19 protein-coding genes are annotated in these 19,391 nt (G+C 38.8%); 14 read left to right on the top strand and 5 right to left on the bottom strand.

The window, feature by feature from the left end; all coding sequences use genetic code 11:
• Nucleotides 1-51 precede the first annotated feature (51 nt).
• The 12 genes from HWQ58_RS00610 to HWQ58_RS00560 all read left to right on the top strand — a co-directional run bounded on the left by HWQ58_RS00610 (nt 52) and on the right by HWQ58_RS00560 (nt 9,067).
• Nucleotides 52-591: a hypothetical protein gene (locus HWQ58_RS00610; RefSeq protein ID WP_292856565.1), complete on the top strand. Its 540-nt coding sequence runs from the start codon at nt 52-54 to the stop codon at nt 589-591.
• Nucleotides 588-977: a hypothetical protein gene (locus HWQ58_RS00605; protein WP_292856563.1), complete on the top strand. Its 390-nt coding sequence runs from the start codon at nt 588-590 to the stop codon at nt 975-977. Before HWQ58_RS00610 ends, HWQ58_RS00605 begins: the two co-directional genes overlap by 4 nt.
• A gap of 24 nt (nt 978-1,001) precedes the next feature.
• Nucleotides 1,002-1,490 carry a hypothetical protein gene (locus tag HWQ58_RS00600; RefSeq protein ID WP_292856561.1) on the top strand — a complete coding sequence of 163 codons (489 nt, stop codon included), beginning with the start codon at nt 1,002-1,004 and terminating at the stop codon, nt 1,488-1,490.
• Between the two features lie 91 nt (nt 1,491-1,581).
• Nucleotides 1,582-2,316, top strand: coding sequence for a hypothetical protein (locus HWQ58_RS00595; RefSeq protein ID WP_292856559.1), 735 nt, complete (start codon nt 1,582-1,584; stop codon nt 2,314-2,316).
• Nucleotides 2,317-2,342: 26 nt separating this feature from the next.
• Entirely contained in the window at nt 2,343-3,299 is a 957-nt protein-coding gene (locus tag HWQ58_RS00590; RefSeq protein ID WP_292856557.1) for a hypothetical protein, read from the top strand.
• Entirely contained in the window at nt 3,300-3,521 is a 222-nt protein-coding gene (locus tag HWQ58_RS38275; RefSeq protein WP_366837110.1) for a hypothetical protein, read from the top strand.
• A gap of 60 nt (nt 3,522-3,581) precedes the next feature.
• Complete coding sequence (locus tag HWQ58_RS00585; RefSeq protein ID WP_292856555.1) at nt 3,582-3,833, top strand: hypothetical protein; 252 nt, start codon at nt 3,582-3,584, stop codon at nt 3,831-3,833.
• Complete coding sequence (locus HWQ58_RS00580; RefSeq protein WP_292856553.1) at nt 3,830-4,285, top strand: type II toxin-antitoxin system VapC family toxin; 456 nt, start codon at nt 3,830-3,832, stop codon at nt 4,283-4,285. The genes HWQ58_RS00585 and HWQ58_RS00580 overlap by 4 nt, the downstream gene beginning before the upstream one ends.
• A complete protein-coding gene (locus HWQ58_RS00575; RefSeq protein WP_292856551.1) occupies nt 4,282-4,422 on the top strand; it encodes a hypothetical protein in 141 nt (46 codons plus the stop codon). The genes HWQ58_RS00580 and HWQ58_RS00575 overlap by 4 nt, the downstream gene beginning before the upstream one ends.
• 650 nt (nt 4,423-5,072) lie before the next feature.
• Complete coding sequence (locus HWQ58_RS00570) at nt 5,073-5,786, top strand: hypothetical protein (RefSeq protein ID WP_292856549.1); 714 nt, start codon at nt 5,073-5,075, stop codon at nt 5,784-5,786.
• A gap of 55 nt (nt 5,787-5,841) precedes the next feature.
• Complete coding sequence (locus tag HWQ58_RS00565) at nt 5,842-7,482, top strand: tryptophan halogenase family protein (protein ID WP_292856548.1); 1,641 nt, start codon at nt 5,842-5,844, stop codon at nt 7,480-7,482.
• Between the two features lie 16 nt (nt 7,483-7,498).
• Nucleotides 7,499-9,067 (top strand): NAD(P)/FAD-dependent oxidoreductase, encoded by a 1,569-nt coding sequence (locus tag HWQ58_RS00560; protein ID WP_292856547.1) that lies wholly within the window; start codon nt 7,499-7,501, stop codon nt 9,065-9,067.
• 215 nt (nt 9,068-9,282) lie between these two features.
• Here HWQ58_RS00560 and HWQ58_RS38270 read toward each other — a convergent pair whose 3' ends face one another.
• The 3 genes from HWQ58_RS38270 to HWQ58_RS00550 form a co-directional block, all read right to left on the bottom strand.
• Nucleotides 9,283-9,444, bottom strand: a complete 162-nt coding sequence (locus HWQ58_RS38270) for a hypothetical protein (RefSeq protein WP_366837108.1) — start codon at nt 9,442-9,444, stop codon at nt 9,283-9,285.
• 19 nt (nt 9,445-9,463) lie between these two features.
• Nucleotides 9,464-9,721 (bottom strand): hypothetical protein, encoded by a 258-nt coding sequence (locus tag HWQ58_RS00555; RefSeq protein ID WP_292856581.1) that lies wholly within the window; start codon nt 9,719-9,721, stop codon nt 9,464-9,466.
• Between the two features lie 183 nt (nt 9,722-9,904).
• Nucleotides 9,905-10,375, bottom strand: a complete 471-nt coding sequence (locus HWQ58_RS00550) for a hypothetical protein (protein WP_292856545.1) — start codon at nt 10,373-10,375, stop codon at nt 9,905-9,907.
• A 459-nt stretch (nt 10,376-10,834) separates the two neighbouring features.
• Here HWQ58_RS00550 and HWQ58_RS00545 point away from each other — a divergent pair, with 459 nt between their 5' ends.
• Together HWQ58_RS00545 and HWQ58_RS00540 are read left to right on the top strand one after the other, a co-directional pair.
• Nucleotides 10,835-11,875 carry an SDR family oxidoreductase gene (locus HWQ58_RS00545; protein ID WP_292856543.1) on the top strand — a complete coding sequence of 347 codons (1,041 nt, stop codon included), beginning with the start codon at nt 10,835-10,837 and terminating at the stop codon, nt 11,873-11,875.
• Nucleotides 11,876-12,190: 315 nt separating this feature from the next.
• Entirely contained in the window at nt 12,191-12,601 is a 411-nt protein-coding gene (locus tag HWQ58_RS00540; protein ID WP_292856541.1) for a hypothetical protein, read from the top strand.
• A 9-nt stretch (nt 12,602-12,610) separates the two neighbouring features.
• Here HWQ58_RS00540 and HWQ58_RS00535 read toward each other — a convergent pair whose 3' ends face one another.
• A complete protein-coding gene (locus tag HWQ58_RS00535) occupies nt 12,611-13,291 on the bottom strand; it encodes an SDR family oxidoreductase (RefSeq protein ID WP_292856539.1) in 681 nt (226 codons plus the stop codon).
• 260 nt (nt 13,292-13,551) lie between these two features.
• Nucleotides 13,552-19,197, bottom strand: a complete 5,646-nt coding sequence (locus tag HWQ58_RS00530; protein ID WP_292856537.1) for an ATP-binding sensor histidine kinase — start codon at nt 19,195-19,197, stop codon at nt 13,552-13,554.
• Nucleotides 19,198-19,391 lie beyond the last annotated feature (194 nt).

The raw sequence follows: 19,391 nt of genomic DNA, 5'->3' as shown, positions 1-19,391 counted from the left end.
TGCAATTAAAGTACAATCAAACAAATCACGGTAAAATTCAGTCTGTTTAGCTTGGATAAACCCCAAGAATTAGTATTAACTAAGTTAGGAGAAGGACTACCCGCTATAACTCCATCTTTTGGAGCAGCTTTAGCAGAAGCTTGTGCGGTGTGTTTGGAGGATCGAGGTCATTTACAGGGTGTAGAACTCACAGTTAATGGGGACTTTACTACCACCTTCAGACTATATTGGCAAGCCGTTACACAGCAAATGCTCCGCTGCTGGAATGATGAAGAGTTCACCACAGAACAAGCAGCCTATGGTATTGCCTTTATGCTTATCAGACAATTGACTGAGTTTACAGTGATTGAGCGATCGCGTAAAGGCACTGGATTTGATTATTGGTTAGGTAGCGAAAATGAAGCAGGTAAACTTCCATTTCAAAATCAAGTAAGACTGGAAGTTTCAGGTATACGTAAAGCAGATGATAACAGGATTAGAGCTAGAGTCAAACAAAAAATCGAGCAAACTAATCCTTCCGATGGCGAATTTCCTGCCTACGTTATTATTGTTGAATTTAGCAGACCCATATCTTTTATTGTGGAAAAATGAGTCAGATTCAGGAGTTGCATAAACAAGCGATGGATTTAGCCGAAGCAGCTTTTACTGCTAAACTCAGAGGAGACTTAAAGCAAGCTAGTCAAGTTTCTCGACAAGCTTTTGAAAAAGAATCTCAAGCTGCTGCACTGATTGCCAATCAACTAGATGCCGAACCGACTCGTTCAGTATTGCATCGTAGTGCTGCAACTCTTGCAATAGACTGTGGTGAATTTCAAGCAGCAGAACGTTTAATTGCGACCGCATTATCAGGAAATCCACCCCAAGAAATTGCCCAAGAACTAAAAGATTTATTCATTAAAATAAATTTGCGCCCATATTTAGAACGTCATGGGCTTACTTTTGATGAAGAAAAGTTGAGGAATCTGACGGTAGATTAACAGTCAAACTTAGCCAAAGAATTATTGCGTAGTATTGATGAAGATGGTACTGAATACTTTACTATCAAAACTACTGGACAATCAGGAATGTCTCAGTCTGGACTAGCTAGATTTGTGGATACAACTCCAGCAGCTATAAGTAGATTAATTGCTAAAGTCAGACTATCCAATCCGACAGTTAATAACCTACCTCCATGCCTTAAACCTTTTGCAGGCATGAGGTTGACCTTTGCAGAGTATTCAGATACACAAGGGCGAGTTATTGTAGAAGATGCATTTTGTGCTGCGGTCGTTGAGTATTATGCTAAGTGGTCAAAGCCAAGACAACCAGGAGGTAATATTAAGGCGCAAGAGGCTTTAAGGCTAATTCAATATCTTGGAATACGGGTTTTTATTCACCACAAGACTGGTTGGAATAAACCTGTTGCTGAATCTACAGTGATACTTAGTCATTCAGCTAACAGTCTAGACTTGTCTGATGAAGCTTTGCGCCGTGAGAATATCTATGATTGACTATATGAGCTTTTGTAACAAGAACGATGGCACTACCGCTACTGAGAGAAGCGATCGCTTTTTTCTTGTGGATTCTTGCAAGATATAAATATTGAGTTTTAAAGCTTATCATAGCTTAATCTCAGTTCCTGATAAATTTGATAAAATAATTTCTTGGAATTTTGCAAGAAACTCAAGAATATGTATAATAGTTGTCATTATGGACAACAATTTGCTTCTCTCATTGTTAAAAAATAAACTTGCCCAGACTGAGGAAGATGCTGTAAGACTCAGAGAAATTGCTGCAAAGGCTCAAATCGAGGCATCTATCATGGAGGCTTTAGCCAAGAAAATCCAGTCAACTATTGATAGCTTAATGGCTACTCATGGCGAGGAATTGAATGCTAAAGATTACCAGCAGTACATCAAAGGTTTATCTTGTGTCGATGTTTCAATCAGTGAGGTTCATTCAACCAAAAGTCAATCTGTACAAGACTTTCGTCTTCCAAAAGATATGAAACGTCCTCAGTACAAAAGAACTAGAGGATATGTCACAATTGCAAGACAGATTTTAGTTAATTATCCAAGCGGATTACATATTAATCAATTGACCGAGATAATTTTTGAAACTTGTTCACCTGACGAGTTAGCTAGAGCTAGAAACTCTCTGCTTGCAGAGTTAAATCGGGGTGTAAAGGAAGGAAGACTAGCAAAACTTGATGACTCGGAGCATTTTCTAGTAGAGATAAAATCACCTGAAGCAAGTGCAGAGTTACCCCTATCAATTGATACGCCTACCAAGTCAATTTCGCAACTCAACAGCAAACATCTTTCAGTAAACCCTTAATTATATTTCATCCAAAGGAGTGTTTTGTGGGACAACTATTGAAAAAGTCTGGTAATGAGCATAATTTTTCCAAAGACTTATTACGTGGTGTGGATGAAGATGGTGCTGAATACTTCACAGTAAAAAGCACGGGACAATCAGGAATGTCTCATGGTGGATTAGCTAGGTTTGTAGGTAAAGGTCAAACTGGTGTAAGTAAATTGATTAGAAAAGTCAGAGCATCTGACCCTAACAATAATAATCTATCTCCATGTTTGAAACCTTTCGCTGGCATGATGTTAACTCTTACAGAGTATTCAGATGGACAGGGGCGAGACATTGTAGAAGATAGATTTTGTGCTGCGGTGGTTGAGTATTATGCAAAGTGGTCAAAACCAAGACAACCAGGAGGTAATATTAAGGCACAACATGCATTAAAGCTAATTCAACATCTTGGAATGCGGGTTTTTATTCACCAGAAGACTGGTTGGAAGGCTAATTCTGGCTCTTCCATACCTAATGATTTTGAGCAAGAATTTGCTGTACATAAAGAGCGATTTACTGTTAGACAAATATTAAAAATTGAAAACCATCCAGAGCTTATATCGGCTGTACAACTGTGGCAGGAAAAACATAGTACTTCTAGAATGATTTTTGCGGATACCAATGATGCGTTAAATAAATGTCTCCAAGGACTAAAGTCTAGAGAAATTAAAAAACAGAATAATCTTTCTCAAAATGCTGCTATCAGAGACTATTACGATACACGTCCTTTAATGGATTATTCAGCTATGAGTAAATTAGCAGCTAACCAAATTCGTTATCACGATGTCCATCCCGTGGAAGCTGTTTGTAAAGCGTTGGATTTATATATGCCTAAGCATAAAGCTGAACTTATACCAGTTATAGAGAATATTTACAAAGCAGACAAAAGATTAAAAGCTGAAGCCAAGCAAAAAAGACTTGCTGCTGGGATTCAGTTATCATTATCTCTAGGTATCTAAATACTGGTAGCATCACCATATATCTGCCTTTATTGTAAAGGCGATCGCATTATCGCCTACGCCGACCACCTGGAACCAGGAGTTTATAGCCTACATTACTTAGTCCGTTCTGTTACTCCTGGTACATTTTCTTGGCCTGGTGCCCAAGTTCACTTGCAATATGCGCCAGAAGAATTTGGGCGTACTGCTGAGTCTACATTGGTGGTTGAGGATAAGTCGTGACAACTTAAGATGTAAGAAAGGGAATCTATAAATGTTCAAAGCCTATGGGAGATCGAGGCAGTGACACATATTCTCAAAGTCAACGAACATGGCGATTTGTATTTACCATCTGAGGTGCTGGGAAAACTACAACCTGGGACACTCTACAGCTTAGAATTTCAGGGAGATGTACTGATTTTGCGTCCTGAACGTTCACGCATATTGTCTCCAGAAGAGAAAGCAGCAAAGTGGAGGAGGTGGGCTGCAAGTCATTCAGCTAACAGTCCAGGCTTGCCTGATGAGGCTTTGCGCCGGGAGAATATCTACGATTGACTATTCATTACTTGCTGGATACCAACATTCTATTGCGTGCTTGCGATCCTGCTTCATCAAGCTATGTGCTGGCGTTGGAAGCAATTGCTAGACTTTTAGCACAAGGCGAGGAGTGTGTCATTACTCCTCAAGTGCTGATAGAGTTTTGGGCAGTTGCGACTCGCCCAATTGCTGTCAATGGTTTGGGATGGAATGCCGAACAGACACACACAGAGGTGGAACAAATTCTTGATCAATTTACGTTACTTGAAGACAATCCGCAGATATTCACCTATTGGTTGAGTTACGTCACCACTTATAAAGTTATGGGTAAGCGTGTCCACGATGCGCGATTAATTGCTGTGATATTGACACATGGAGTAACGCATTTGCTGACTTTCAATACAGATGATTTCACCAGCACAGCAGGTATTGTCATTGTGCATCCACAGACAGTGATTGATAGTCAATGAGGTTTGGAAACAACAGCTATGTCTACAACGGGCTACGCCTACGCACTATCGGTACTCAGAGAAGAGAAGGCGATCGCATTATCGCCTACGCCGACCACTTAGAACCAGGAGTTTATAGCCTCCATTACTTAGCTTAATTTGTAATTTTTAATACATTTTGTTTAAATAATTAAGTACATTTGCAATATGCACCAGAAAAATTTGGGCGTACTACTGAGTCTACAGTAGCAGTAGAGTATTGGAAGTAATTATTGATACTATATTTAGCTATAACAAATCTAAAAGCCTTTCCAAGTATATACGAGTCTGCTTTCAAATCTTAGCTAGGGTAGAACGCTTAACTGACTGATTTGGTTTTTCTGGGTAAAGGAAACGCTCAGGTAAGACCATTTCTTAACCAGTCTACTTAAGTAAAAGCTGCGTTTATTACATAGAGATATTGAAGTTAAAATAAAAACAAATAACAGTAAATTAGCTGGTTACAATTTAGCGCTAGCCTTAATACGATATAACAAAATACAGTTCAGATAAGCATAAAACCCTGATGTAGAGACGCGACTTATCACCTCTTAAAAGACTAATTATCTACCAACCCTTAACTAACCTGTATTACCATATAACAAATTTGATATTATTTGTTATTCAAATAGTGGGTTTTGTTCTAATGACTATCAAAAAAAGTTTGGGGATTTAACAACCAAAACTGGGGTAGATTATCCTGACTAAAACAAAGCAGAAAATTTAATTTTACTTTCATCTTAAACATTAAAAATCGGTATGATTAAAAATGCAACAATTACTAGCATTAATTGAACAAAAAAAACAAGAATATGCTCAACTACCCTTATTTCATTTTATGCAAAACAAAAGTATAAACCCTATACAAAGGTTAGCTTGGGCACCATCTGCTGCTCATTTTATTATGAATTTTGGAGAACTTAATAAGTATTTTTTGCGAGTAGAACCAACAAACGATCCAATTCAGACATTAATTAACAAACATACTTATGAAGATGACCATCATTGGTTGTGGTTTTTGGAAGATTTGAAAAACCTAGAACTTGATAAATCATTAAAATTTAGTGATGCATTAAAATTCCTTTGGAGTGAAGAAACTAAGAATGCTCGCTGGCTAAATTATCAGCTATATCAATATACTTCAAATGCTACTCCTCTTCAGAAAATCATAGTTATTGAGGTTCTCGAAGCGACGGGTAATATAATGTTTTCAACAGCGGCAGAGATTGGCAAAGAAATTAAAGCAATTACTCAAAAACCATGCCGATATTTTGCAGATTTTCATCTGAATGTTGAAACTGGTCACATCACGGGTACATCTGGAATAGAGCAATTTTTACAAGATATTCAACTATCAGAAGCAACTCGACAAGAAGCTTTTGAATTAGTTGAGAACTTATTTACAGGTTTTACACAATTTACAAATGAGCTTTTGGTATATGCTGAAACTCACAAAATTGAGCAGCAATTGAAACCTGCATAAGTTATTAAGCAAGTTTTTTGAAATTGACTTATATATTGAAAGAGGAATTTTAAGCATGTTAAATAATATACAAAATATTGTAATTGTTGGTGGTGGTTCAGCCGGTTGGATGACGGCAGCTTATTTAAGTAAAGCACTAGATAAAAATATTAAAATCACTCTGGTGGAATCATCTAATATCACAAAAATTGGTGTTGGAGAAGCAACTTTTAGTACCATCAAAGTATTCTTTGATTTTCTTGGACTACAAGAATATGAATGGATGCCAAAGTGTAATGCCACATATAAAATGGCAATTAAGTTTGTCAACTGGAATGCAAAAGAGCAACACTTCTACCATCCTTTCCAGAGATATGAAGTAATCGACGGCTTTGATATCTCTGAATGGTGGCTGAAAATGAAGAAAGACCAAGAAGCATTTGATTATGCCTGCTTTCTAATTCCCTGGCTGTGCGACCATCAACTATCGCCGAGATATTTAGATGGTAAAGTTTTTGATAACAAAGTTCAAAATGAATTTTCTCAAGAGCATATCGCCAAGAAAAATATCTTGGATAAGTTAAAGATTCAGTACCCCTATGCCTATCATTTTGATGCGAATCTACTCGCAAGATTCATGAAAGATTATGCAATGGAAAGGGGAGTGAAGCAAATTGTTGATGATGTGGTGGATATTAAGTTAACTGAGGATGGGAGCATAGATAGTCTTACAACCAAAGAGCATGGCATTCTCAGTGGCGACCTTTTTATTGACTGTACTGGTTTCCGTGGTCTTTTGATCAACAAAGCGCTTGGTGAGCCATTCATTTCTTATTCAGATTCACTATTGTGCGATCGCGCGATCGCAATGCAGATACCAACTGATATCAAAAAAGATGGCATCAACCCTTACACCACCTCAACTGCACTTTCCTCTGGTTGGGTCTGGAATATACCTTTGTATGGTAGAGATGGTACAGGGTATGTTTATTCAAGTGCATTCATTTCTGCTGAGGACGCAGAACAGGAATTTCGCCAGCATTTGGGAGCCGCTGCTAATAATCGTCAAGCCTCTCATATCCAGATGCGGATTGGACGTAACAGAAACTCATGGGTGAAAAACTGTGTAGCAATTGGGCTTTCCAGTGGATTTGTGGAACCACTAGAATCTACTGGCATCTTTTTCATTCAACATGGAATTGAAGAGTTAGTTAACCACTTTCCCAGCAAATCTTTCAATCAAGAACTAATTCACAGCTATAACAAAGTTGTCGCTGACTGCATAGATGGTGTGCGAGAATTTTTGACACTTCATTATTATGCTAGCGATCGCACCGACACAGAATTCTGGAAAGCAACTAAGAACAATATCAAAGTTCCAGAAGAACTACAGGAAAAATTAAGGTTATGGAAAAATAGACTGCCAAGTAATAAGACTATTAACCCGAAATACCACGGCTTTGAGTCTTACTCTTATTCGGTAATGTTGCTGGGGCTAAATTACATGCCTGAAAGCAGTCTTCCCATTTTAGAACATATCAGAAATCACAACGCCGAGGCTGCATTTATGGAAATTAGGGAAAGAGCCAATTACCTAACTTCAACTTTACCATCTCAGTATGAATACTTAACTTATGTAATGAAGTCACAAGAACAGTCGGAGTATCTGAGTGTGGTTAGCGATCGCTCATATCAGATTCCTGCACTAATTTCATAATTTAGGAGAATCCAAGATGACAGTGAAACAAGTATGCGTGATTGGGGCTGGAGTCAGCGGATTAGTCTCAGCAAAGACGTTTCTTGAGGAAGGTTACGAAGTGACATTGTTCGAGAAACGGCAGGGACTTGGTGGTGTCTGGGAAAGATCGAGAACTTACCCAGGACTATCGATCCAAAATCCCAGAGACACCTATGCTTTCTCAGACTTTCCTATGCCTGCCTCTTATCCAGAATGGCCTTCAGGAGAGCAAATATGCGCTTACCTTGAATCCTATGCCCAACACTTTGGTGTCACAGAAAAAATTCACTTCGGTGCAAAAGTAACTAAAGTGGAGCGCAAATCAGCAAATACTTCTGGATGGATAGTCAATGTTAGCTTTCAAGAAGATGGTAAGGAGATCGGAAAACAAAATTACGAGTTCGACTTTGTGATTGTGTGCAATGGCACTTATGATATTCCCTACATTCCTAACTTGCCGGGGATGGAAGAGTTCATTGCTGCCGGAGGTCAAGTAATACATACTAACGACTTTAATGACGGCTCTGTAATTGAGGGCAAGCGAGTGGTTGTTGTCGGTTTTGGCAAGTCAGCCACTGATTTGGCAAATCTCGCAGCTAGCAAGGCCAAGGAATGTACCCTTGTCTTCCGTCAAGCGCTGTGGAAAGTTCCCAACTTCTTTCTCGGTCTGTTGAACATCAAGTATATTTTTCTGACTCGGTTTGCAGAAATTTGGATGCCCTATCATAAACTTCAAGGATGGGAAAAGTGGCTGCATAGTTTTGGGAAGCCACTGGTGTGGGCATTCTGGCGGCTAAATGAGACTATCTTGCGCTTACAGTTTCCCCTTGATGCTTGTGGAATGGTGCCCAAACAACCGATGAACAAATTGATTGGTTGTAGTATCGGTTTAGTACCTAAAAACTTTTTTGAATATGTACGCGCGGGTAAAATTCGTGCTGTGAAGACAAAAATCAACAAGTTTTTTGCTAGTGGCGTCGAATTGGATAACGGCGAGAAAATACAGACAGATGTTGTTGTCTTTGGCACGGGTTTTCTTCAGGATATCCCTTTTTTAGAAGAGAAATACCACAGACACGTATTTGATCACGAAGGTACTATCCATCTTTACCGCCATCTCATTCACCCCCAGATTCCACAGATGGGTTTTGTTGGTTATAACTATACTTTCTGTGCCCAGTTATCAGCAGAAATTGGTGCTAGATGGTTATCAGAGTATGTCAAAGGGAATTTACCTTTACCATCCCCGCAACAGATGCTAGAGGATGTAACAGCAGAGTTGGAATGGAGGAAGAAAGATAGACCCTATGCTTTCGTCAGTGGCGCATGTGTAACTCCTTTTACATTCCATTACATTGATGAGTTGCTTCAGGATATGGGTCTGAGTAGCCGCCGTCAACCAGGGAACTTGGTTGGGGAGTTTCTGATGCCAATTGATCCATCTGCCTACAAGCATCTGGGCGAGGAATTACAAGCAAAACAAAAACAACATCCATCTCTCAATGATTTTGCGATCGCGGCAAGTGTAGAGGTCAGAAAGAAGCGTTCGTTGATATTTCCCTAATAGGGTTTGGTAAAGTTCTCAACTGAACCATATTTTAAATTTTTAAAGAATATCTACCTCTCAATCTCAAAATTTACATCCTTCAATGGTTCTTAACTGAGGAAACCGAATCTAGCAGGTTGAAAGTAATTGAAGTACCAGGTTGTAAATCCATCACATTACCCCAGCAAATAATTTGGACGGATGATGAGTTAATTGGGTTTACTCTGGATATACTACCAGAATCCATTCCACACATTACCCCAGCAAATAATTTGGACGGATGATGAGTTAATTGGCGATGCGATTAGATTCAGATGACTGTCAATGACTTCAATTTCTAAATCGTTCCCTTGATGCTGAAGGCTAACGCGAAATCGCTTTAGTGAAGTTGGCAGGGATGGATCGAGGCGAATATTACCGTCGTAAGCGTGTAACCCAAGGTAGCGTTCGACAGAGCGTCCAGACTGCCATTAGGTTTGTGTAGGTATTATTGTTGATGCCGGGAGTTTTGGCATCTAGATAAGCAGTGTGATATTCATCAGACCCAACCACACCACAAATTTCGTAGTGATCGAGGTCAGGATTATAGGTGACAATACTCGCCCAAAAGCGGGTAATCTCAACCATCATCTCTGCCCCGTAGTCCATTAGGAAGGCAAGATCGTTCGTCAGGTTTCTGATTTAAGCCAAAAGGTAGGGTCATTCTTTAGGGTCTGCATTTACGCTAAAGAAATCTGTGAACTAAAAGAAACTGCCACTCAATATATTTTTTAATGAGTCCAAAAGGAATGATCGCCTTTGATATTCTTAATACTTGCTTTAGCCCTACTAAATTGGGTGGATTTAATGCTTGCTTTAAAATTTCAGGTTGACAGCGACACCTAGAAGACAAAGACAGATCCATCCGTAGATAAAAACAACGGGAACGAGTTTGGCAAACTTAAGGCTTTCTCTCTGTATTATGTCCGTTCTCTGTTCAACTTCTCTGTGAGAGCTAGACTTTACCTTTTCGTATGCCCTTTTGATCTTAAAATCTTTTAAATCTTCATTTTGCAGCACTTCATATTCCTTAACTCCCCATTTATTGATAATGGCGATCGCTCCATCAATAGAAGGCTTTATCAGTATGGAGGTAATAATGCCAAGTGTAGGAAGTATGAAACCTATGCCTAACCTAAAATAGACATTGGAATTACTCATCCCTGATGAAAAGGCAATGATTAGAAACGATTGACAAGTTACATACCAACTCACTCGTTGTCCTAATAGGCTAAACTCGTGTCTAGTCTCCGCACGGTAATACTCTAGTTTCGTCAAGTTATCCATTTGGGCTTTTATTACCTATCCGATACTCTAATTAAGAGACTTTATTTAACTATTTCCGTGGGTTTAAGTCCTCGGTTCTATAATCGGCAAGTTTTGTGTTAGGATTAAATACCCATTACAATTAATTACGAATTACAAATTATTTAATGCTTCATTTTAGTGATAGATAAAGCACAAAATCGCTCCAATAACTAAAAGCTGAATGAAACCATGTATATCTAGCTAAAGTTTTGTATCGAGGTCTTATTAAGCATTACTTTAGATAGATTTGCCATGAGATAAATTCTCAATTTATTTAAATACATTTGTATTCGGAAACACACAGCAATAATTTACAACTAATCTCATTCTAAAGTTAGAGGTTGGGTAAAAGGATACATAGTTTATTGTTAACTAGCAAGAACAAAGAATCAAACGTCCTCTAATCAGTGGAGCGAAATCCAAGTTAAGAAACCTAATATGGAACAAAAAAATATCTTCAAAAAAGCCTCACGCCGTCAAGTTCTCGGCGGGCTATCCATTGGCGTTGTCGCAGCGCAAACGGTACCAGTCTTCGCACAACAAACATCTACCCCAGTAAACGAACAAGTGACACCCAAACAGGAAACACCCAACCAGTCTGTCAAGCAGAACCCAGTTAAGCAATATCCGACTCCGCCCTTTTCGCAACAACCGCAGGAGCCACCTGGTCTTGCCAGCAAAATGACCCCGCGACCCGATCACGGTGAGACAAGTTATCAGGGTTCTGGACGGCTAGTGGGACGCAAGGCGCTCGTCACAGGCGGCGATTCTGGCATCGGTCGGGCAGCAGCGATCGCCTTTGCGCGTGAAGGCGCTGATGTTGCGATCAATTATCTCCCTGCCGAGGAGCCAGATGCCCGCGAGGTGATCCAACTGATTCGGGCAGCAGGACGCAAGGCGGTGGCGATTCCAGGCGATATTCGGAACGAAAACTTCTGCAATCAGCTCGTCGAATCCGCCGTGCGCGAACTCGGCGGACTCGATATTCTGGTCAACAACGCTGGTAAACAGCATTCTGTTAACTCAATTCTCGATCTCACGACCGAGCAGTTCGATTCAACATTCAAGACGAACGTCTACGCGATGTTCTGGATCACCAAAGCTGCTGTGCCGCACCTCAGTCCCGGTGCAAGCATCATCAATACCTCCTCAGTCCAAGCCTATGACCCTAGCGAGAACCTGCTTGACTATGCACAAACCAAGTCGGCGCAGGTAGCCTTTACCAAGTCACTGGCAAAACAGCTTGCTAAAAAGGGCATCCGTGTAAATGCGATCGCACCTGGGCCTTACTGGACACCGCTCCAGGTCAGCGGCGGTCAACCGCAGAGTAAAGTCGAGAAGTTCGGCGGTGACTCACCGATGGGACGTCCCGGACAGCCAGCGGAGCTTGCCCCCATCTACGTGCTCCTTGCCTCACAGGAGTCGAGCTATGCTACCGGGCAAGTGTACGGTGCGGCGGGTGGAAGCGGGAATCCTTAGGGACTAACAAGAAATAAATTATCCCATCGCTGTGTAAGCAGAGGGAGCAGAGGAGGAAGACTTTGAATCATCGTCTTCGCTGTTCATTATTGGATAATTTATTTTCTGGAAGTCCGTTTCTTCTATCCACCGGAGTGTTATTCTTAAGGTTTTCGAGTATCCACTCTATGCATATCTGAAAGTTGCAAGAATGAACTTGGATTGATTGGACTCTGACGGATGGGCCGGAACATGGCAAAGGTCGCTGGAGTGCGATCGCTGTGGTAGATTTTTAACAGTGCTGTCTGTTCGCCCCATCTCCTCAATATCCACACTATGAAAATCGACCGATTGCAGGAACTTAAGCAAAAACTGACGAATGACGCAGACTTGTCTTGCATCTGGTTATTTTATATGGATCATTTTGCGGATCTGCCGGAATTCACTGACCTGGGTGAGCCTGCCTATAATGAATACCTAGATGCTGTCCTCCAAAAAACTTGTCAGCAGATGTTTGGCAGGGCAATAAAGATTACTGACTTTTTCTCGATCTACATAGCTGCGTATCGTTTCTTTCATGGAGCTTTCCAAGTTGAAGGACGTATTGGGGGTGTGATTTATTTCGAGGATATAAAAATTGGGTTACTTGCAGTGTCGGCGGATTATCCCCCTAACGATGCGGTTAAATATTCACGTTTTTCTGAGATGATTCAACTGTCAGCACCTAATTATAACGATCGCAATTGAGATTCAAGGTTAATGTACAGTCAAAGGAATCCCATTATCTTTTGGTTTTAACTTGAGAATAAATGGCACAGCTTTCAACACCCAATCGGACACGGGTGTATAATTAGCGGCTTCTTCTCCAAAGCTAATAGAGAGCATATCTGTATGAATAATCCCTGGATTAAGAGGTATAGCTGCCATCCCAGTTGGCAATTCTTGTGCCAAAGAACGAGTTAATCCTTCTATTGCCCACTTGGAAGCACAGTATGGTGCAACTTGGGCTGAAGTAGAACGTCCCCAGCCAGAACTAAAGTTAACAATAATACCCCGTTTGTTTTTTACCATTGCTGGTACGAAATGGCGAATTATATTCACTACTCCTTTAATATTGATATCTATTAGATCGGAAAACTCTTCGGATGGTATTTCCCACAAAGGTGCTGGGTAATTAGTAATTGCCGCATTATTTATCACTATATCTGGCGGTGCATATTTTTGAAGTACGTGTTCTGCCCATTTTTTTACAACCTGTTCATTTGCCACATCTACAGATGTGAAATCGTTGGGTGCGCTAAACTTCTGGCGTATTTTATCGATAGCATCTGATGAACGAGCGCAACCAATAACAGTATGTCCCTCTTGAATAAAACCTTCGGTCATCGCATAACCTAGACCTTTGCTGATACCTGTAATTAAGATGAGCTTAGTCATATTTTTCTGCTATTCCTGCTCTTTTAGAAATAATTCGTGGGAAAAAATAACCACTACCTCTTGCTGTGACGATCTCGACGCCGAAAACTCTTAAACCTTCATTATCCGCTTATTAAGGCTCAAAAACGCAAAATAATCTTTACTTCTAGAGAATGATGAAGAAGCGATCGCTGTAAACCATCTATTTGGGATGTTCCAGTTTCGCAATGATTCATACCGTCATTATGCAACGCCAAATTTTTCAGTAACGGTAGCTTGTCTCACTGTTGCATTGGAATCTCAATCACAAACTCAGTTCCCTCTCCCGGAGTTGATTTGCAGCTTAACTGACCCTTGTGTTTGTCCACTACCACTTGATAGCTAATTGACAACCCCAACCCTGTACCACTTCCTACTGCCTTAGTGGTAAAAAATGGATCGAATATTTTCTGCTGCATTTGTGCAGTCATACCATAACCGTTATCAGCAATCCGAATCTTCAACGTGTTTACTTCTCCTAGTTCAGTACGAATACGAATCTGAGGATTTTTGCTGGGAGAATTTTCTCCATAGTTATAGTCCTCTAAAGCATCGATCGCATTACTTAAAATATTCATAAACACTTGGTTGAGTTGACCGGCATAGCAAATAACATTCGGCAGTTGTGCATATTCTTTAAAGACCTCAATTTCTGGGCGATGTCTATCGACAAGCCGCTTTGCGTCTACGCTTTTTTCTTTGAGTCGGTGCTGCAAAATCATTAAGGTACTGTCGATGCCTTCATGAATATTTACAGCCTTCATTTCCGATTCATCTAGACGAGAGAAATTACGTAAGCTCAGAATAATATTTCGGATACGGGAACTTCCTACCTTCATAGAATCGAGCACCTTTGGGAGGTCTTCTTTCAAGAATTGTACATCCATTTGCTCAATTTTTTGCTCCACTATTGCTGAGGGATGGGGATATTGTTGCTGATAGATATTAATTAAATCTAGCAATTGTTGAACATAATCACTTGCGTGAGTAATATTACCATGAATAAAATTGATCGGGTTATTAATTTCATGGGCAATTCCCGCCACCATTTGCCCTAAAGAAGACATTTTCTCACTTTGGATTAATTGACTTTGGGTACTTTGTAATTCTTCTAGAGCTGCTTGCAGATGCTGATTTTTTTCGTTAAGTTCTGCTGTTCTTACTACCACCCTTTCCTCTAGTACATGACTGTATTCCTCCAATTGCTCATTCGCTTCAGTCAAATTATTGTAGAGAATGGCATTTTCTAAAGAGATTGCAGCTTGGATAGTTAAGAGTTTGAGAACTTCTAGGCGATCGCGTGTAAATGCTCCTGTAGTTAAATTATTTTCTAGATAAATCAGCCCCAGCAATTTACCTTGATTAAGCATCGGAATACATAATATACTTTTTGGTTCCTCACGGTTAATATAACTATCTACTGCAAAAGCAGCTTTAGATTTAATGTCATCAATTACTAATATTTCTTGGGTTCGTTTGACATAATTAATCAAAGAGATAGGAACAAGATCGCTAGATTCTAAAGGAATATATAAAAACTCTGTATGAGTATCTCTAAAAGTAGAACCAGAACTAATTGCAGCAACAGTTAAGTCTAAGTTATTAGGTTCACTTAATATCAGCACACATTTAGAAGCTCCTACATTTTCCATCACAACTTCCATTAAAGTAGAAAGGAGTGCCTCCAATTCAATCTCTCCAGACACTGCTTGAGAAGCTTTTATGACAGTTTCCAAATCTAACATATCTGAAATGCTAGTGTTAGAGCCAATGACAGTTTCATTCGTCACTAGAGTAGATTTATTGCTAAGTGTAGATAGATGTAGGCTCAGTTCAGGTAGATTCTTTTCACTGTTAGAATAGCTAAGTTCTTCTTGCTGAATCATGGAAAGAAGTAATTGAGGATAGCGTTTTTGTAAGTCATAAACTTTGGCTAATGCTCCCCAGCGAACATAGCAATAGTAGGCATCAGTGAGGTATAGTTGGGCAATTCTTTGTTTGCCCCATTCAAGATAAAATTTAGCAGCTAATTCACAGGCAAGAGCTTCTTCGTTAATGTACTCATTTTTTTTACTAAGGGAAATAGCATATTCATAATTATCTATCGCTTCCAGATATTGACCAAGAACTCGATGCAGTTCTGCCTCTACTAAATAAAATTTATGCAAGTGATTCATGGGAGCCTGATCTGCCCAGTTTTGCATTTTTTTCTGATTTTCTGTCACTCTATGAAGGACTTCTTTTTGTTCAGGTTCATCGAAATCAGAATATACTGCTAGATGCGTCAATGAATCGTAGAAATAAAATTGAGCAGTTACGAACATGCCGACACCAGCATATAAGTACTTTTCTGCCATGACTGTATTTTTAAGAGCTTGAGAGTAATCAGCCAGCAGATAAGATATGTGAAGTTTACAGAAATATAGGAAAAAAAGTGCTACTCCATCTTGAGCTTTCAGATGAAGTGGTAGCATTTTATCTTCATCATAGACTTCACCGATTAAACTCTGCGGATTTTGAACATCTCCAAGAAGATTCAAAATTGTCTGCCGAAATATTTCATTCCAATAAAATACTCTTTCTTGCTTTATTTGCTTAATAGTATTGCTATATATTTCTATATCTTGTTCAAGTTTTATTAGTTCTTGTCCTGTAAAGTATGCATGTTGAGAGTAACCATAAAGAGCATAAGCTGCAAATTCCATATCTCCTACTTCAAGATTAGTCATATAAGCCTCAAGTAAAGGTTTCAATGTTTCCTTCAGATGCTCTTTCCAATGTCTGACAAGATGATTAAATGTTTCCACAACCTTCCCAGTTACTTCTCTTGTTTGGAAATTAGGCAACAAACTATCAGCTAGTTTCCCAAATTTATATCCAGAATCAATGTCTCCTATTACCCCACACAACATTACTCCATACATCACATACGCAAAAGCAGACAAAGGAGAATTACCAAATTTGATTGATAAATTGATCTGTTTTAGAATAATAAATAGTAATAATTCCGGCGCAACTGTATAAGCAAGACCAATTGTACTAGATAGAATACGCATGATTATCAGTGGTTGCGCTTCTGTAATTTCTGGCAGTTCAATTAAGTCTTGAATGGATTTATTAGCCAATTTTGCAGATGTTGTCTCTATTGCTAACTGAATATCTGATTGACTGGGATTTGTAGGAAACTCTACTCCCAAAGTTTTCAAAAATATTTTTGCAATATGGACAGCTTCCAGTTCTTTTCCTTGTGCACCATAAGACTGTATTTTAACTTCATAAGCTTTCACTCGATCTAGTGGAGTTTTCGCTTTTAGCAACACAACCTGGACACATTTTTCTGTATATTCAAAGTCACCACTGAGATATGCCGCTTCTGCTGCCGTATTATATAAAGCTAAGGTAATATTATATTTACTATCCCAACTATCATCTGCTAGTAGCTCAATTCCAGTAGTTAAATATTTAAGTGCTGAAGAATAAGCTGTTGATACTAAAGCTTTACGTCCAGCAATTAGACTCATTTCAGCCAACTCATTACGTTTAGCTTGATGGGTGATAAATTCAGCTGCAATATTGAAATGATTGACAAGCTCAAAAATATTTTCTTCCCGTTCGGTAACTGGGGTATTCTTCAAGAGAAGCAACCCAATTTTTAAGTGCATTTGCTTGATTTGGTCTTTGGAAATTAGAGAATAAGCTGCTTGCTGAACTCTGTCATGTACGAATTTATATTTAGGTATTTGGGAATTAGTAGTTGATAAATTTTCTGATTCTCTAGTTGAAAAGCTTAATAGTTGTCTATCATTTTCTGGTGCAAAACTATAACCATCTTTCTGAGGAACAATCAATCCTTCAAGTAATGCTTGCCATAAGTCAGATGCAGTATCTATTAAAGATTTTTCATTAACGAGTGACAATGTTTTTAAGTCAAACTCATTACCAATACAAGCAGATATTTTTAATACATTTTGTACATTTTTAGGCAATTTTTCTATTTGTATGCCCATAAATTCTACTACATCATCTGTAAGAGATAAAGTTTTAATTTTGGTAATATCATACTTCCAATGACCAGCATCAGAATTTAATTCAATTAATCCATCATCATACAATAACTTGAGAAATTGAGTTGCGAAGAAAGGGTTTCCTTTAGTTTTGAAAAACACTATTTGAGTCAGAGGCACAGCAATGGCTTCTGGACAACGCAGCATGTCAGCAATTAGATGATTTAAATCAATCTGACTTAAAGGTAAGAGTTTAATTGTATTAATTATTCCTCCTGTCTTAGCAATTTCTTGTAGTGTTAAATGTAGCGGATGTAGATTTGAAACTTCATTATCCCTATAGGCGCTAATGAGTAGTAAACTACCTTTACTTTCAGATATATTCTCTGTATCCTTAGCAAAGCGAGAAGAAGTTCCATCCATTAATAATTGAATAAACTTCAAGGAAGCCGTATCAGCCCATTGCAAATCATCTAAAAAGATCACCAGAGGATGATCTTTAGTAGAGAACACTTGGATAAATCTCTGAAACAATAAATTGAAGCGATTTTGAGCAGCGCTACCAGTAAGTTCAGCAGATACAGGTTGTTTGCCAATAATTATTTCAAGTTCAGGAATTACATTAATGATTACCTGAGATTGCGTACTCAATGCCGATAAGATTTTGGTTTTCCACTGTTGAATTTGGGCATCTGTTTCGGAGAGTATTTGCTCAATTAAATCCCGCAAAGCTTGTACCAATCCTGACAACGGGATATCACGTTGGAATTGGTCAAATTTTCCTTTGATGAAGTAACTACGCTGTTTAGCAATGGGTTTGTGGACTTCGTTCACCACAGCAGTTTTACCAATCCCTGAGTAACCAGAGACTAAAACCATTTCCGTGTTTCCCTTTGTCACCCGGTCAAAAGTAGTAAGTAGAATTTCAATCTCTCTTTGACGACCATAAAGTTTTTCAGGAATGGCAAAATAATTTGAAATATCCCGACTTCCTAATTCAAAGACTGTAAGATTTTGTTTCTCTAGCCATTGGTTTTGACATTTCTCTAAGTCATACCTGAGTCCATGAGCACTCTGATATCGGTCTTCGGCATTTTTTGCTATCAGCTTGCCGATCATATCAGATAAAATTGTGGGAATATTGGAGTTAATATAGCTGGCTTTTGGCGGTTCTTTGGCTATGTGAGAGTAGACTAACTCCATCGGTTCAGTTGTACTAAAGGGTAACTGCCCTGTTAAAAGTTCAAAGAAGGTGATACCCAAGGAATAAAAGTCGGTACGGTAGTCTATACCTCGATTCATGCGTCCTGTTTGTTCAGGGGAAATATAAGCTAGAGTTCCTTCTAGGACGTTGGGATTTGTGAGAAATTGAATTTCTTTTGGTAATAGAGTAGCAATACTAAAATCGATGATCTTGGTTTTACCTGTTATCGGATGAATCAAAATATTAGCAGGTTTAATATCTTTGTGAATGATCCGATGGTGATGTAGCCGTTCCAAAGTTGCACTAATTTCAATGGCAATATCAAAAAACTCACTCAAGGAAATAGAATTTTTTCCTTTTTTATGCTCTTCTTGCTGCCAGATATTAAGGGCAATACTCCCAAAATATTCCATTACTATAATATATCTATTGTCGTATTTTTCTAGGCTTATTGGTTTGACTATGCCTGGAATTTCAAGATTTTTGGTAATGGTGTATTGATTCTGAAACTGATTAATTTCAGCAAAACTAGGATTTTCATTACGCATCAATTTTAAAATAACTGATTGCTGATCTTTTTCTCTGATAGCCCGATAAACTAAGGTTTTTTTACCTGAATATAATTGCTTAATAATGCGATAGCCAAGTATTATAAATAGTTCGCTTGATTCTATTAACATTGCATCTAGTTATGATAATTTTCTTTCTATGGTTTAGTATACCCAGAACAGAGTTACTACTATCAGTGAGCACAGCGATTTTGTGATGTGCTAAAAATTAAGTGTATTAATCACCAATTTACAGCAGATTATAGGTATAGCAGATATTCATTTTGCTGTATTATGTAGAGGTAGAGAATATACTTATAATGCTT

It is taken from the genome of Nostoc sp. LPT, assembly GCF_017115165.1.
Taxonomy (GTDB): domain Bacteria; phylum Cyanobacteriota; class Cyanobacteriia; order Cyanobacteriales; family Nostocaceae; genus Nostoc.
This window is presented reverse-complemented; position numbering and strand designations above follow the sequence as displayed.

Coding starts and splice junctions, on each gene's coding strand:
- HWQ58_RS00605 (WP_292856563.1), top strand. CDS start 588: ATGAGTCAGATTCAGGAGTTGCATAAACAAGCGATGGATTTAGCCGAA.
- HWQ58_RS00575 (WP_292856551.1), top strand. CDS start 4,282: ATGAGGTTTGGAAACAACAGCTATGTCTACAACGGGCTACGCCTACGC.
- HWQ58_RS00570 (WP_292856549.1), top strand. CDS start 5,073: ATGCAACAATTACTAGCATTAATTGAACAAAAAAAACAAGAATATGCT.
- HWQ58_RS00565 (WP_292856548.1), top strand. CDS start 5,842: ATGTTAAATAATATACAAAATATTGTAATTGTTGGTGGTGGTTCAGCC.
- HWQ58_RS00560 (WP_292856547.1), top strand. CDS start 7,499: ATGACAGTGAAACAAGTATGCGTGATTGGGGCTGGAGTCAGCGGATTA.
- HWQ58_RS00550 (WP_292856545.1), bottom strand. CDS start 10,375: ATGGATAACTTGACGAAACTAGAGTATTACCGTGCGGAGACTAGACAC.
- HWQ58_RS00545 (WP_292856543.1), top strand. CDS start 10,835: ATGGAACAAAAAAATATCTTCAAAAAAGCCTCACGCCGTCAAGTTCTC.
- HWQ58_RS00540 (WP_292856541.1), top strand. CDS start 12,191: ATGAAAATCGACCGATTGCAGGAACTTAAGCAAAAACTGACGAATGAC.
- HWQ58_RS00535 (WP_292856539.1), bottom strand. CDS start 13,291: ATGACTAAGCTCATCTTAATTACAGGTATCAGCAAAGGTCTAGGTTAT.
- HWQ58_RS00530 (WP_292856537.1), bottom strand. CDS start 19,197: ATGTTAATAGAATCAAGCGAACTATTTATAATACTTGGCTATCGCATT.